General features: G+C 41.0%; 13 protein-coding genes and 4 pseudogenes. 6 read left to right on the top strand and 11 right to left on the bottom strand.

What is annotated here, in order from left to right:
* On the top strand, positions 1 to 539 hold a 539-nt coding region (locus tag HRQ85_RS25680; RefSeq protein WP_172380931.1), incomplete at its 5' end, for an IS3 family transposase.
* Positions 540 to 598: 59 nt separating this feature from the next.
* Here HRQ85_RS25680 and HRQ85_RS25675 read toward each other — a convergent pair.
* Positions 599 to 1330 carry an IS6 family transposase gene (locus tag HRQ85_RS25675; RefSeq protein WP_172380930.1) on the bottom strand — a complete coding sequence of 244 codons (732 nt, stop codon included), beginning with the start codon at positions 1328 to 1330 and terminating at the stop codon, positions 599 to 601.
* A gap of 134 nt (positions 1331 to 1464) precedes the next feature.
* Between HRQ85_RS25675 and HRQ85_RS25670 the strand changes: the two genes are divergently transcribed.
* A complete protein-coding gene (locus HRQ85_RS25670) occupies positions 1465 to 1743 on the top strand; it encodes a type II toxin-antitoxin system RelE/ParE family toxin (RefSeq protein WP_016786836.1) in 279 nt (92 codons plus the stop codon).
* The gene (locus HRQ85_RS25665; protein ID WP_172380929.1) at positions 1743 to 2045 is read left to right on the top strand and encodes a HigA family addiction module antitoxin; all 303 of its coding nucleotides are present in this window, start codon (positions 1743 to 1745) and stop codon (positions 2043 to 2045) included. The genes HRQ85_RS25670 and HRQ85_RS25665 overlap by 1 nt, the downstream gene beginning before the upstream one ends.
* Before the next feature lie 899 nt (positions 2046 to 2944).
* Here HRQ85_RS25665 and HRQ85_RS25660 read toward each other — a convergent pair.
* Complete coding sequence (locus HRQ85_RS25660; RefSeq protein WP_172380928.1) at positions 2945 to 3436, bottom strand: type II secretion system protein; 492 nt, start codon at positions 3434 to 3436, stop codon at positions 2945 to 2947.
* Between the two features lie 481 nt (positions 3437 to 3917).
* On the opposite strand from HRQ85_RS25660, the pseudogene HRQ85_RS26325 reads away from it, so the two are divergent.
* Positions 3918 to 4049, top strand: a pseudogene (locus tag HRQ85_RS26325) (IS6 family transposase); the annotation flags it as partial.
* Between the two features lie 47 nt (positions 4050 to 4096).
* Here HRQ85_RS26325 and HRQ85_RS26320 read toward each other — a convergent pair.
* From HRQ85_RS26320 to phnC, 5 genes are all read right to left on the bottom strand, one after another.
* Positions 4097 to 4402: a cupin domain-containing protein gene (locus HRQ85_RS26320; RefSeq protein ID WP_301540149.1), complete on the bottom strand. Its 306-nt coding sequence runs from the start codon at positions 4400 to 4402 to the stop codon at positions 4097 to 4099.
* A gap of 577 nt (positions 4403 to 4979) precedes the next feature.
* Complete coding sequence (gene phnE, locus HRQ85_RS25650) at positions 4980 to 5849, bottom strand: phosphonate ABC transporter, permease protein PhnE (RefSeq protein WP_172380927.1); 870 nt, start codon at positions 5847 to 5849, stop codon at positions 4980 to 4982.
* Positions 5849 to 6721, bottom strand: coding sequence for a phosphonate ABC transporter, permease protein PhnE (phnE, locus tag HRQ85_RS25645; RefSeq protein ID WP_172380926.1), 873 nt, complete (start codon positions 6719 to 6721; stop codon positions 5849 to 5851). Before phnE (HRQ85_RS25645) ends, phnE (HRQ85_RS25650) begins: the two co-directional genes overlap by 1 nt.
* 99 nt (positions 6722 to 6820) lie before the next feature.
* Positions 6821 to 7741, bottom strand: coding sequence for a phosphonate ABC transporter substrate-binding protein (phnD, locus tag HRQ85_RS25640; RefSeq protein WP_172380925.1), 921 nt, complete (start codon positions 7739 to 7741; stop codon positions 6821 to 6823).
* A 71-nt stretch (positions 7742 to 7812) separates the two neighbouring features.
* Complete coding sequence (phnC, locus tag HRQ85_RS25635; protein WP_216655526.1) at positions 7813 to 8652, bottom strand: phosphonate ABC transporter ATP-binding protein; 840 nt, start codon at positions 8650 to 8652, stop codon at positions 7813 to 7815.
* Positions 8653 to 9055: 403 nt separating this feature from the next.
* On the opposite strand from phnC, the pseudogene HRQ85_RS25630 reads away from it, so the two are divergent.
* Positions 9056 to 9364: pseudogene (locus HRQ85_RS25630) on the top strand (DDE-type integrase/transposase/recombinase); the annotation flags it as partial.
* Positions 9365 to 9388: 24 nt separating this feature from the next.
* Here the strand turns inward: HRQ85_RS25630 and HRQ85_RS25625 are convergent.
* Both HRQ85_RS25625 and HRQ85_RS25620 read right to left on the bottom strand, forming a co-directional pair.
* Positions 9389 to 9868 (bottom strand): annotated as a pseudogene (locus HRQ85_RS25625) (transposase); the annotation flags it as partial.
* Positions 9869 to 10640: 772 nt separating this feature from the next.
* Positions 10641 to 10981, bottom strand: a pseudogene (locus HRQ85_RS25620) (DDE-type integrase/transposase/recombinase); the annotation flags it as partial.
* Between the two features lie 530 nt (positions 10982 to 11511).
* On the opposite strand from HRQ85_RS25620, the gene HRQ85_RS25615 reads away from it, so the two are divergent.
* Positions 11512 to 12393: a hypothetical protein gene (locus HRQ85_RS25615; RefSeq protein WP_172380924.1), complete on the top strand. Its 882-nt coding sequence runs from the start codon at positions 11512 to 11514 to the stop codon at positions 12391 to 12393.
* A gap of 217 nt (positions 12394 to 12610) precedes the next feature.
* Here HRQ85_RS25615 and HRQ85_RS25610 read toward each other — a convergent pair whose 3' ends face one another.
* Positions 12611 to 13501 (bottom strand): RelA/SpoT domain-containing protein, encoded by an 891-nt coding sequence (locus tag HRQ85_RS25610; protein ID WP_172380923.1) that lies wholly within the window; start codon positions 13499 to 13501, stop codon positions 12611 to 12613.
* Between the two features lie 2 nt (positions 13502 to 13503).
* On the bottom strand, positions 13504 to 14481 hold a 978-nt coding region (locus tag HRQ85_RS25605), incomplete at its 5' end, for a hypothetical protein (RefSeq protein WP_172380922.1).

Raw genomic sequence — 14481 nt, 5'->3', positions numbered from 1 at the left:
TTCCAAATCTACTGAAGCGTGAGTTTTCTGTGAGTACTCCGAATCGTGTTTGGTGTGGCGATATTACTTATATTTGGTCAGGTTCGAAGTGGACCTATTTAGCGGTAGTGCTTGACCTATTTAGCCGACGCGTTGTGGGGTGGTCTTTATCCGATAAGCCCGATACCGAATTAGTCTCTAAAGCTTTGGACATGGCCTGGGAGCAACGAGGATGTCCGAAGAACGTAATGTTCCATTCAGATCAAGGTTGCCAATATAGCAGCCGCAACTATCGCCAAAGACTTTGGCGATATCGTATAACTCAAAGCATGAGCCGTCGTGGTAATTGTTGGGACAACGCTCCCATGGAGCGGCTATTTAGAAGCTTGAAAACCGAGTGGATACCAGCAACAGGTTACCTGACACAAGCTCAAGCTAAGAAAGACATCAGCCATTACCTGATGAGTTACTACAATCGGCAACAGCCTCATCAAACAAATGATGGGCTGTCGCCAGTGAATGCCGAAAATCGGCTTAAGTCAGTGTCCGGAATTTGTTGACCGCTACATTGTTGCAAAAAAACAGGTAAGACAGAGCTGCCTAGTGATAGGTTTCATGATTACTGGTAAACCACCTCAACATTGAAGAGGCGGTTCATTAAGGCGGAGCTCTCCCGCACAAGGGGTTTACGTTCATCACGACGTAACCAGAAATCAAACTGCCCTTTGTTCAACATCCGTAAGGATTCGAACCCCTGAAGGGTTGACCAGGCTCGCTTTCGTATTTTAAAACCACCAGTACCGACAACGAGCTTCTTAATGGGGGCGTGGTCAGATTCAACGCCATTATTGAGATACTTTACTTGCCGTTGCTCGACGTCCGCTCGAAGTCGTCCCTCCTTCTTCAAGCGGGTAATCGCATTGGCATAGGAGGAATGTTTGTCGGTGTTTAATGTTTGAGGCTGTAACTCTTTTGGATAGTGGCGTAGGCACTGCTTCAGGAACTGATAAGCCGCCTCTTTATTGCGTTTATGGGAGAAATGGAAGTCCAGTGTCTCGCCTTGCTTGTTGATAGCTCGGGACAGATAATGCCACTTTACCTTGACGTAGGTTTCATCAACCTGCCACGAAGAGTCTGCTCGGATAAATTGACGACGGCGTAATTTTTTCCGTAATACTGGGGCATACTCAATAAACCACCGATAAATAGTTGAACGGTTAACCGAAATTCCTCGCTCCTGCAGCATGTCGCTGAGATTAGCGTAGCTCATAGGAGTTGAACCATACCAACGTAGACACCATAAGATGATTTCAGGAGCAAAGTGTTTCCATTTGAATTCAGGATTCGTCATTGATCTTACCAATCATTACAGCAGACGATGACAGTTTCAATCTTGAGGTGATTTTTTGCACCCCCCCCCCAGATGAGAGCTAAAATGTCTTTATCGGTATTGTGTCGTGAGGCGCAACACGCTATAGTATTTACATGATAAAATCATTTAAGCATACAGGTTTGGAAAAGTTCTTTGTTAAAGGGACTGCTGCGGGTATCCAAGCCAAACATATCAAAAAGCTAAGGTTACAGTTAGCTGTAATCAATACCGCAAGTGTTATCGCTGATATCAATAAACCTGGCTGGAGACTACATCAGCTAAACCCAAAGAAAGATGATATTTGGGCTATTGATGTTAACGGCAACTGGCGCGTTACGTTTCAGTTTAGAAATGGAAACGCTTTTATACTCGACTATAGGGACTATCACTAATGATTATGCATAACCCTCCACATCCGGGCGAACTAATCCACGATGTGTACCTTGAACCGTTTAACCTTAGTTCTAGAGCCGTAGCCAAGAACTTGGGTGTAAGCCCATCTACTTTCAACCGCATCGTGAAAGGCCAAAGCTCTATCAGCCCTGAGATGGCACTAAAGCTACAGGTTGTACTGGGCGGAACTCCTGAGAGTTGGTTAGCGATGCAACACCAGTATGATTTATGGAAAGCAAAGCAGACTATTAACCTCAAGGCTGTTAAAACTATAAATTTTGACCAGCTAGCTTTGGCTTAGTCAGATTAGCAAGAGATCAAATGAATCAGAACGGCTGTTCTGGTTAAACTCTAAGAGCGTGGTCAATATCAGTTGACAACTACAGTTCGCCCCGTGGGTTCATGGGGCGCATACAGAAAGCTCTGTCCTTTTATTAGACCCGAAATAGGGAATTACCTCCCTCACTTTGGGATATTTGACGAATGCTAATCCCTGATATAAGTACATGTTTTTTATTGAATATTACAAAGGAAGCCAAAATGAGCGTGATAAAATACGACAAAACTGGAGATTTCTACACGCCTCTTACTCAGCAATAAAGAGTAGAATGATGTTGACAAGCTTTATTTTTTATTGGATTGCTTTGAACTAGCAGGGTTAACAACAAAACTTATTGAAGAGACTCCCAAGAAAAAAGCCAACGTTGTTTATCTCGATAGGGCACATATTGATAATTGTTTTAAGGATGAAAATCGCCAGATAGCACCTATCTCATTATTCATACATACCTATGAACTAGAGGCTTTTAGAAGGAGCTTAATTAACAATACAGCTTTACTTTAGGTTCGACCGGTATCAAGTCAATAAAGAGTTAAACTGCCCCTTACCTCGAACGCGTAACGGAGCATTATGAAATTTGAGCCATTAGAGGCCTAACACATAGTGGAGAAAGCAATCGAACGATTCGCAAAAACATAAATAAAGATAATGTAGTGAACAGCCTATATCGGACAACCGAAGAAAAGCTCAATCGTGTACATTTAAAAGGGAGGGAGGCGATTGATTTGTAATTATTCATATTCTATTCGGTATTTATCACCTTCATTAACGTTCAAGGATCTCAACTCTCCTTTCTCTAAGTTTTCTGATAACGCAAACGTATAATATTTATATATTAGTATAAAAAGTTCGCTGCGGTGCTAGCAGTCGTCTTTGAATATTTTAGAGACAATATAGTCCTTATAGTTAATCCCGATTTTTACAAACTTAGTGCGAATCATAGCTCGGCATGAACTATGGATCACGCTCTCAGGCTTGCCTTGTAAATCATCATAAGAGATGAGAATAGAATGCAATTCAGGAGAGCCATCAAAACTATCGCGAACAAATAAAGTTGGGTCGAGATCGATAATGTTATGAATATTGTCAGCTCTTATTGCAACTTCCCCGTTAGCGTAAATGATACCATTAACAGTGTGCTCTGCACCGTCTCGAGGGTAACCCCCGGCAAACTCGGCTTTCCCGTTTGCTATTCCAGTAGCCACTACAATTCTACCGATCGTATCTTCCAAAGTTGAAATACGCGCATCAGTTTGAATACTTAAAAACTTAGGAACAGCAGTAGCTGATAAGATGCCGAGAATGCAGATCACTACGACAAGCTCGAACAGAGTAAAACCTTTTTGATTCATATTTTTAGCACCTAACCAAGCGAAGATTAATTATTTTGGTGCATGATATGCAACAAGATTTATGAAGTACACAAATTTTTATAAAATAAATCACCTCGCACTCTCAAAGTTAGGTTTTCCTGCTTTATCAAATAAGGTGGTTTCATACTTCAGGCATTTGTGGTTCGTCACCGTTAATAGACGCTTAGGCTTAACCGCTAGATTGGGTTGAGCGCTCTTGTCAAGGTAAGCGGTTTTTCAATCAGGATGGTTATTACCCCTCCCCCAGAAAATTTCGCTCTTACTCCTAAATAGCCTGTTTTGTATTGAGGACATAAACGCTTCTTCTGTCAGTTTTGATTCTAGAATTAAAACTTGTTGGTGAGACTAAATCGCAGACTTATTAGGGGCGATGATTTCTTTCGGTAGCACATTACAAAAATCTTGCCCTTGCGTTGTGGTTTTCCAAATTTTCTCTTTATCGCTGCATAACATCAATGTTCAATTCTGGCTGACGGGGGAGGTGCTCAATTTGATTGAAGTGTTTCAAGTTAAATATCTGAACAATATAGTTGAGCAAAGTCACCGGAAAGTGAAAGGAAAAATGCATCAGTGTTTGGGATGGAAAGTCTGATAGAGGGAGTTAGTTCCACGCTTGCTGGCTTACTCTGCTCAGGATTATTAGACCACTACAATGGCACTAGCGGTTGGTTTCTGGTAAACACACATCATGACCTTTCTTTTTATTGTTACTTTCTGGCCTTTTTCAGCAATATAAAAGACAATAATTTTTGCAGGAGAGTCACCTTCGTTGGCTCCATAATGATACTGATTCACCATCTCAATAATACTGTTGTTTGGAGTGTTAGCCTTTAAATGTAGGCTTTGCTTTTTATCTTCGGAGTAAACGGTCAATGAACCAGAAAGCAATACTCCAACATTAATGACAGGGTGAAGATGAGTAGGGAGAGTTTTATGTGGTTGAATGGTGATTTCCTTAACAGTAACGTCAGGATGACTGAGACTAATGTTTGATAATGGAGCACTATTCCAAGAGGTTGTAGACTTGACTAAGTCGGTTGAAGTCGCTGCTAAGAAGAAGTGCAGAATAGGGAGAGCAAAAGTAACATTAAAGTATTTTTCATAAATATATTCCCTTTTTTAGCTAACACAATGCTAGTCGAATGGGGTTTTGTTAATGAAAAATTGTTTTGCGTGACGAAATGCCGCTATCATTAAAGCTGATAGAAGTAAATCAAGAATTTGCGATTTGTACGACCATATCTATTAATTGCCATAGCCTCATGCTGAAACCTCGTTACAAAATAATTAACAGGAAGATGTACGTAAACGCCCCATAAACCCAAGGGGCGATCTGGCTAATGTTTGAAGTTCCAAGGTAGGAGCGCATGGTGATCGCATCAGCGCTATTGGGTGTATTCGGGAACAACCAATTCTTCTAGCCATTGACCGAGCGTGTATTTTATTACTTTACCCAGTGCTGTTCGTTGTTCAGAGGTAAATGGTTCACAATTAAGCAGCGTAAGAATTGATATTTCTATGGTTAAGCCTTCGGGTTATAAGGCGGAATGTTCTTACCAATAATGTATTTCTGGCGCAGGGTGCTCGATACCTTGTCTAGAGCCATGATCACGACCACCAGTACTAATGTGATGAATGTGACGACATCCCAATTCCAAAGACGCATGTTCTCCGCATAAACCAATCCGATACCGCCAGCGCCAACGAAGCCTAATACCGCCGCAGAACGAATATTCGACTCCAATTGGTAAAGCGTCAGCGCCAGAAAGCTTGGGAATGACTGGGTTAAGATTGAAAAACGCTGCTTCTGCAGGTTATTAGCTCCTACGGATGTCATGCCTTGCGAAGGTCTTTTGTCCGCAGCTTCATGACTTTCAGCATAAAGTTTGCCAAATAAACCTAAGTCTTGAACAAAAATGGCCATGACTCCAGCTAATGGACCAAGACCAACTGCACGCACAAAAATCATGCCCCAGATAGCCATATCTATCCCTCGACACACATCGAAAATACGACGCATAAAAGTTGCTGCAATACGAAACGGGCCTGTCATCACATTGCGAGCCGCCAGAAAGGACAAAGGTAGTGCAACAAGTGATGCGGTCAAAGTTCCGCTAAATACTATCGCTAACGTGATCCCAATTTGCTTAAAGTAGTATTCAAACGGCCAGTTCCAGAAGTCTCGCCAAACAAACATGCTTAGGAAGTACGTACCTATTTTTTCACAGCCCATGGCAAATTGCTCCTCAGAGACTCCATAAACCGAAAAAAACAGTAGATAGTAACCGATGGTAAGGACAACAGTAAGAGCCACTCCACGCAGATAGCGACTGTGCTGGGAAAAGATCTTGGCATTTTGTTGTTTGATTTGCGTAATTGCTTGCTGTTTCATTATGCGCCACCACCAATCGCTTTTTTTCGCAATACACCAGATAACGAATCGATGATGCCAACCACAATGATAATCAACATAAGTGTAATGCTGACTTGGTCATTGCGACCTAGACTAATATTGGTCATTAACTCCTGACCGATACCTCCAGCACCGACTAAGCCTAAGATGGTTGACGAACGAAAGTTAACCTCAAAACGTAAGAAAACAAATGAAAGCGCCATTGGTTTAACCTGAGGCCAAAAAGCAAAACGGATTCTTTGAATTGGGCTTGAACCACACGATGTTAGACCACGAACGGGCTTGTCAGAGATAGTCTCGATGGACTCATAAAACAGCTTGGTAAGGCTACCAATACTGTGCAGAGTCAGCGCTACAAAGCCAGGGAAAGTGCCTACACCAAAAGCCATCACAAACATTACAGCCCATGCTAGCTCAGGCATAGTACGCAAGAAGGCAACAAATGAACGGACCCCAACACGAACTGACGCTGGTGCATAACCATTACTGGCACACAAGAAGGCGAAAACGATAGCGACGGCAGAAGAAACTAATGTCGCTGCCATTGCGACGTTGATGGTTTCCCAAAGAAGTGGAATCTGAATGTGCAGGCGATATCCCCAGTAGAGCAGTGAACCTGGTACGGCGTGACCTGATTCATCTCGGCCAGTAAATAAATGCTGCCAAGAAAGGTCTGGAATGGTGTCGTAGATATACTCAAAAAGCGACGGGGCGTTATTAATAATCTGGTGAAGACTAAACTCGGCAAAGTGTCCAGAAAGCAAATAAAGCAGCATAAACATACCCGACCATGTGAGTGCGTCGATCTTTTGCTCACGGCGAACCTTCTGATAATATTGTTCAAATTGCATAACAATTCCAAAAATACAAAATTAATGAAGAGCTTACTGCCCAACCGTATTCATTTGGTAGTGGGAAGTAAACTGAGCCGCAAGCGGCATAGAGAAGGATTAACGCTTAGCGAATTTCGTCGCTTTAACAAGGTCTATGATTGATTGGTATTCAGCAACGCTTGTATCAGCTAGGTGTAGCGTGCCCCCCGCAGCCTTGCTGAAACACTCGTTGTGTTCTGCAGATAGCTTCTTAATTGCTGCTGTTAGGTCTGCTTTGAACTTAGGTTCAAGGCTATTACTTACCAGTGTGGGGCCATTTGCGATCAGTGGCGATTCCCAGATGATGCGGATTTTGCTCATTAGGTCTTTATCGTGATCAAGGTAGCGACGGATTGCGCCAGCGCTGTAGCCTTCGCTTTTTTCGCCTAGCATTGAAGACCAAGTGACTGCTGCATCGAACTGACCATTGATTACACCGACGATATCTTGCTCGTGACCGCCAGAGAAACCTACGGAGTTAAAGTAGTTGTTGTAATCGTTATCCATATTACCGCCTAACGATTGCTCAAACTGATGGTTTGGAATAAGGAACCCAGATGTCGAGTTTGGATCGGCAAATGAAAAATTTGTCCCTTTTAAATCTTTAATGGATTTGAACTCACTGTCAGACTTAACCAATATCACCGAGTGGTAACCACGTGAATTATCGGTATTGTCGACTGTGATCCCCACAAGTTCGACCGCTTCTGGGTCGTTTAGATAGATTTCAGCGAAAGACTTAGGAGACATGTTGATGACTAGGTCTATCTTGTTACCTAAAAGCCCTTGAATTACCGCATTGTAATCAGTTGAATTACGGATGTTAGTCTTTACCCCTAACTCTTTTTTTAGAAACTCTGCTACACACTGGTTGTCACCAATCTGCTGGGTTGCATTTTGGCCACCAAGAATACCGAGGTTGATTTCCTTTGGTGCTGCTTGAGCATTAAAAGTAGCCATTAAAGCTGCGATCATACCTAGGGCAAATAGCGTTTTCATTTTCTATCCTTAAATGTAAAAATTTTTAGTATTTATGCTCGTTGCGTGTATTAAGTGGAGAAATAAAACGTTTAGCTCACTTGATCGATTTCGTCACCGTACAGCTGGTTCAAAATCTCTTCATTCAATCCAGATGGGTGACCGTCATAAATCACACGACCTTTTGCTAGACCGATAACTCGTGTGCAGTACTGTTGAACCAGTTCAATTGAATGCAGATTCACCATCACACCAACACCATCAGATGCGACTTTTTGTAGTGCTTCCATAATGCGGACTGTGTTTTTAGGATCGAGTGAAGCGACTGGCTCATCGGCAAGTAGAATCTTGGGTTTTTGCATCATGGCACGGCATATCGCCACACGCTGCTGTTGACCACCCGATAGGTTTTCTGCTCGCTGAAGTGCATACGGCAACATATTGAGCCATTTGAGTAGTTCGATGGCTTCCGCTCGATCTTCGTCACTAAATACTTTGAGCAGAGATTTGAACGTTGAGGTAAAACTGAGGCGGCCAAGCAGTACATTAGAGATGACATCCAAGCGAGGCACTAAACAGAAGTCTTGAAAAATCATACCACAGTGAGTGCGCCAGTTACGGAGCTCTTTGCGGTTCATACTGAGTACGTCATCCGTCGTTAGATCAGTATGGACATTAAGGATATGTCCACTGGTTGATGGTATTGTGCCATTCAAGGTATGCAACAAAGTCGATTTACCCGCTCCCGAGCGACCAACTACAGCAACGAATTCACCACTTCTCAGCTCAAAGCTAATCCCATCCAGTACCAATTCCTCTTGCTGATACGCTTTGGTTAGGTTCTGGACCTCGAGCACTTTGCGCCCGAGATCGATTAACGGTGCTTCAAATGGGTCATCTACGTTCTCAAACAGCGGTGCAGCCATTGCCATAATGTTTCTCCATAATATTTAAAATACTGGAGCAATTACAATTCAAATAGTTGAAAGAAATTGTTCAATTTAGTGACGCTTAGGTTAATTAACGCGCTATACAAATATTGAAAATCATTAAGACTTTTGCCTAAACAACATAAGCTTACTGACAGCAGAGTCTTATTGGTACATACAATATGAGCAGCTATGAAAAGAAACCTAAAGGTGCTATCGAACACAGAGCCGCAATAAGTTGGTCATGAGAAAGGCTTAATCAGTGAAAAATAAAACGTCGCAGAAGTGAACGAGGTTCGTCAGCACCCGAACCTCGTTTAACACTAATTATGAGACAACGGGGCTTGTTGCAAAAAAAGCCGTTAAAACTCAGAATTTCGGCTTTCCCATCTAATCCAGCGATTCTATGACCAACCCTGAATTCAAATGGAAACACTTTGTTCCTGAAATCATTCTTTGGTGCCTTCGTTGGTATGGTTCAACCCCAATGAGCTATGCCAACCTTAGCGACATGCTGCAGGAGCGAGGGATTTCGGTTCACCGTTCGACCATTTATCGGTGGTTCATTGAGTATGCCCCTGCATTACGTAAGAAACTATGCCATCGTCAATTCATCCGAGCCGACTCTTTGTGGATGATTGATGAAACCTACATTAAAGTGAAAGGAAAATGGCATTATCAGCAGCGAGCTATCAACAAGCAAGGCGAGACGCTGTAATGCTTGTCAGTTAAGCATCGTTTAGCGTCTTCTTGGAGACCTTGTCGCATAGCGACAAGGCCTCTTTTTTACTGCTCTTGGGTAACTTCGTTCTCGCCTCTCAGGTAAAACAAAGCTTTCTGACATATCCAGTATGCAATTTATTACTTCGCGACCGCTGGTAATAATTGAAGCAGTCCAACAAGGAACAATGAAACCTGTTTAAAGCCGATTTGATAAGGCATCACTGACTTCTGATGATAGGCCATTTGACACATCATGAACCGCAGTAGATTGTAAGCAACCAGCATTCCCCAAAGCTCTTGATTCACTAACTCTTGCTTTTTGCTTCTTAACGTAAGTTGGTTCTGAAGCATGTATTGCTTCATCTCACGATCCCCCAACTCTATTTCCCCAACGATGGCTATATAGTTCGGCGATATCAGCACCAGGATATTTCATCGTGTCTATCATTGACGTTAATAGTCGGACTTCTTTTCCTTTAATCGTCTTTGTGATTATAACCTTTCAGCTATCGTTGGTGCTGGACTAGCTGGCGGACTCGCTGGACCTCTTGGAAACGGGCTAGGTAAATTTGTTCCCCCTTATCGCCCGCCGATACTGGGTCGTCCTTTAACGTCATCCGGAATTAATAGGTGACCGCAACACGTAGGAGGGGCTATTACTGAAGGGACAATAGTAGGCAGTGGTGAACAAATAGGAGCTACTTTTAAATGATGGTTTTATCTTTAATGGCAGTAAATGCTTTGATCGCAACCCTACTCATTGTAGTGGTAATGTTATATTGCAATTGCCTAATATTAATATCACGGCGGTCTCAACTGATAAAAGCTATTCTTAGTTCTATTCTTTACTTGCTTTTTGCTTAACAGTTCCGTTGCTTTTAATAATTTTGATATATATATCATCACTCAGTGATGCCATTGTCCACTGGGGAGCTGTTTTGGTAATAGTGCTAGGTTATGCTCTGGCTATATCTCCGGGGCTACTGATGTTAAAGATTAAATACTTACATCAGCTCAAAAGGCTTGGTTACTATTGTTAAATTCCTTGTTGCGTAGTTTAGTCAAAAAAATAAACAACCTGAAATGGAGTGATTCTAATGAGCTTGTTGCAAAAAATACAGAAAACTCAGTTCAGCCATTCCGTTTTTTAGTTAAAAACTACCTCAACATTGAAGAGGCGGTTCATGAAGGCGGATCTCTCCCGCACAAGGGTTTGGTTCTGTCGCAAATTTTGATAGCGACATGGCAGAACCATTCTCTAGACGCAATTAGTCTGCGAGGGCATAGAATTGCTCAAAGGCGTTGTTCCCCCCAAGGTTAATTTGACCTCGTTTAATCATTGTCCACAATTCTTTACCATGAAGACTGGCCGTTGCCCCTTCTAGTGACTTCCATCCAAGGGCTTGGCGTGTTTTTTGTTTTACCCACCGATGACTTTGCTCCACAATATTGTTCAGTTTTTTGATATCGAGTATCTCTATCAGTGACAACATGAAGCCTGTTAGCCAGAGCCGAATATTCATTGCATCAAGGGCGGCATAATTGCTTTTGCTACCATCAATCACCATTTTTCTGGTAAGCCGTTTTGAGCCATCGCTTTATCTAAGAAAAGCCGGATTCGCTAGAGGTGACCTTATAACTAATCCATAATGGGCATTGTACCTATAAAAAACCTCTTAGAAGATTTAGTTTATATGCACGCATTTAACCATTTAACATATCCCTAGGATGGACTATCTACACCTGACCTTTACAGCGTTTTTCCCCTTTTAGAACAGGGGGTTGCTAAAGAAAAAGCCAAATCAACAAACATTTTCGTACATGTACAGCCAAATTTGACTCAAAATAACGTTCTTTTCGTATCAAATGTACATGTACAAAAATCTCATACTCCAATTGCTACATCCGTACAAAGAAGCTCTATTCTTCCTCTCTATGACTTCTTAAGATGACAAGTAGGCTCTTATAACTAGATATGGAATCAACGACCGTACAGCAACTTATCTAACTTTCCTTTTAAGTTGTTCAACATCTCATTCATACGACAAATTTATTACAACCTGTTGATTTATATACAATTCGATGTGATTGTAAGGCACTGCTTGCATAAAGATTAAAGTGTCAACTACAGGGGATACCATGCTTGAGAAAAGTTCAATTTTAGCGCCTAATCTATTTCCATTTACTGGTAGTGAAGCTCTATCCGAAAAAATCTTCCCTTACTGGGTAGAAGATCTTGTTAAATACTCTGTCGGTAGATTAGTTATTAAAGAGGATACATATTTTCATGAATTTTCAAATGAATTATCTTACTTTCATGAAGATTTTGTAAAAATAGTCGACTGGCAAACAAGTTTTAAGAAAACCAAATACTTATTAGAGCCCATTTTTAGACAATTTAATCATGCTACAATATGCGAGCAGACAAATTGCTTGGTGTTTGGAGGGGAGCTAGTAGGTGACCACAAATTAAGTCGAGCTATTTATACTGTTCATCACGATCTATCTAAACTGGTATCTTCCGTAATTTACAAAACATCATGGGATGTAGATCTGAATCATTTACGAGATTGTTTGAAAGTCATATATGACAGAAGTGAAGATAAAGATGCACGTACAATACTCGTTAAAATCGAATCTTTTTTAACAGGCTACAAGGAGGTTGAATTACCCGGAGTTCAACTCAACCCTAATGCTCGCGAAAACTCATTAAAACTTTTAATGTTACAAGCTGAATATCAAATGATGTCACAAGGTGTATCGAAGCTAGGCCTTCTGAATGCATCAGCAAAGAAAAATTTGATGCAGTTAAAGGTTAGTGCAACTGAGTTGTTTAAAAATGAGGATTTTAAGGAGATTTTAGAAGCCTCTTCAGAAGTCATACAATTAAATTCGGAGTTTCGACTAGCGTCAAAATTTATTGATTTAATACTAACGGACGATTATCTACCACCTGTTATCGACTTATCGCCCTCTTATGCGCGCGCAAGTTTCGCAACTTTTTCAGCAAAAAAAGGTTAACAAAAGGAGTCGTAAATACGACTCCCAAACATTTATATATAACTGCCTAAATCCTATTGAACGTAGCCGAAGCATATCGCGACCAATTAACTGCATATCAAACTTCTTTCTTGCATAATTTTTTGATACTTGTGCCAAAGCTATATACCAAGGGAAACAAATATTGGTTTAACTGTAGCGATATAAAATATCGCTACTCATATCAATCCCTAACTCATTATTCTTCTTTACGCTTCACAAGTTGATCTAAAGTAAGTTTAACAATTGGTGGTGTCACATCGTTAACCTCTGCCGAACGAATGAAAAAGTAGTTGCATATATATACTAAGTTATCAATATTAATCGGTAGGTTAATGTCATATTTTAGTATCGCTGTTAATAGCTTACTTCGATTGAGGCGGTATATCTTTTTACCTAACCCCTCTGTATCCGTAATAGTTTGCTCTAATTGTTGATTTAGCTCGTTCCCAGCTCGCAACCTAAACTTATTACGAATCATTGGTGCCCATTCTGACGACTTATAATGGCGATATGCAAGGTCCTCAAACAATCTAGTCATAGCCCATTCAGATGTCTCAAGCGACGCATAGATGCCGTTTAAAGCACGACTTAAGTCATCATGTTGATCCCAATCATCTGCACATTTGTATCTGAGGTCGTGTTCAACCTCATGCCATCCCTCTGATAAAACAGTTCTGAACTGCACCTCAAACGTGGAATCGACAAGGGGATTGGTTCTTAATATATGACTTTCTTCAACGAGTTCTTGAGGAAGTTGGAAAACAAAATTACACCTAGTTGCGGAAAATAGAGATGAATCATGATTATCTACCTGCTGAGAATCTAGTGTAAAAATACTTTCTAACGCTTTTTGTGCGATTTTTAAGTCATCCGGAAAATATAGTGCAATTCTAACACCGAATAAGTCTTGTATTTTTTTTCCATCTTCACTGTAGTAACCCGGTGTTCGGCCATCAATCTTCTTTGTTATTGAGTCATCAGTTTTACAACGGGCAAAAACTCTAAAAAGCAATCCCACTCTATGTAGCTGGTTCTCAATTCTAGTCTGTAACTGTTGAATGATTCGTAGCTCAGTATTTTGCTTCACTTTCACGCTCTCCCTAAAATCGCTTTAACTTCAGCAACAAATTCAAGATTGAGCTCAAGGAATGAACGCTTATCTGGGACGCGTAGGTAGTCTTGTTTTTTCAATTTCTTCACAGATTGCATAATTTCATAATGATTAAATTGATTATTCACGGCGCAGATAGAGCCAATCGCGCGATGTTTATAAAACGTTTGGCTACCTTTAGGACAAAATTTTTCCAAAACATAAATGTCACAATCGTCTAGGCCATGATCATCTTTGGATAAAATTTCTTCGTGGGAAATTGAATTAACCAAATCGTTGTTGTCATCACAGCCGACAAAGTAGACATCCTTAAGGTTGTCATCATTGATAGCTGTACAGTCATAAAATGAGCAACCTATAAATGTACAATTGGAAATTGCCTCAAAATCAAACACTACTTCAGTAAATTGGCTGTTTATGAAAGCAACATTCGAAATTCTGGCGTGCTTGCCTAAGTCAATTCCTTTTATTACTAGTTCTTCTACATTTTCTCCGTCCAAATCCATACGGAGCTCTTTTGTTAGTAAGTAGTTATATAAGATTTTGTCTCGGCCTGACATGAACTCAAGAACGAATCGCAAAGACTCCCAAAGTATTTCCTTGTCGTCTGTGGCCCTCGCAACATAGGCTTGAATCGCAGGTTCTATAAAACGTTTGTCACCATCCCATTCCATGGATTTATCATTAATTATGCTGTCCGCACATAAATTTCCGAGTACAAATTCATTAACAAAGCCGATTCCTTGGTTGTCGGTGCTATTGTTTCGGTCAAGAAGAGCATGGCTACATAACTTATTTACCAACTCGTCAGGTGTTGGGCGAATGTCTGTCGGATAAAGCATGCGAATTTTTTCGAGTTCTACTTGGTGTTTTTCAAAGATCAAACTGTATATATAATCTCTAGATTCGCTCGTATAATCATATCGGATCATATCGTCAGCAATCGATTGAAGTAC

The organism is Vibrio sp. Vb339 (assembly GCF_902751245.1).
Classification (GTDB): Bacteria; Pseudomonadota; Gammaproteobacteria; order Enterobacterales; family Vibrionaceae; genus Vibrio; species Vibrio coralliirubri.
The sequence above is the reverse complement of the archived record's forward strand: the minus strand, read 5'-3'. Positions and strand labels throughout refer to the sequence as shown.

What these genes read in the sequence shown, in the direction of transcription:
- HRQ85_RS25675 (WP_172380930.1), bottom strand. Translation starts at nt 1,330, where the DNA reads ATGACGAATCCTGAATTCAAATGGAAACACTTTGCTCCTGAAATCATC.
- HRQ85_RS25670 (WP_016786836.1), top strand. Translation starts at nt 1,465, where the DNA reads ATGATAAAATCATTTAAGCATACAGGTTTGGAAAAGTTCTTTGTTAAA.
- HRQ85_RS25665 (WP_172380929.1), top strand. Translation starts at nt 1,743, where the DNA reads ATGATTATGCATAACCCTCCACATCCGGGCGAACTAATCCACGATGTG.
- HRQ85_RS25660 (WP_172380928.1), bottom strand. Translation starts at nt 3,436, where the DNA reads ATGAATCAAAAAGGTTTTACTCTGTTCGAGCTTGTCGTAGTGATCTGC.
- phnE (WP_172380927.1), bottom strand. Translation starts at nt 5,849, where the DNA reads ATGAAACAGCAAGCAATTACGCAAATCAAACAACAAAATGCCAAGATC.
- phnE (WP_172380926.1), bottom strand. Translation starts at nt 6,721, where the DNA reads ATGCAATTTGAACAATATTATCAGAAGGTTCGCCGTGAGCAAAAGATC.
- phnD (WP_172380925.1), bottom strand. Translation starts at nt 7,741, where the DNA reads ATGAAAACGCTATTTGCCCTAGGTATGATCGCAGCTTTAATGGCTACT.
- phnC (WP_216655526.1), bottom strand. Translation starts at nt 8,652, where the DNA reads ATGGCAATGGCTGCACCGCTGTTTGAGAACGTAGATGACCCATTTGAA.
- HRQ85_RS25615 (WP_172380924.1), top strand. Translation starts at nt 11,512, where the DNA reads ATGCTTGAGAAAAGTTCAATTTTAGCGCCTAATCTATTTCCATTTACT.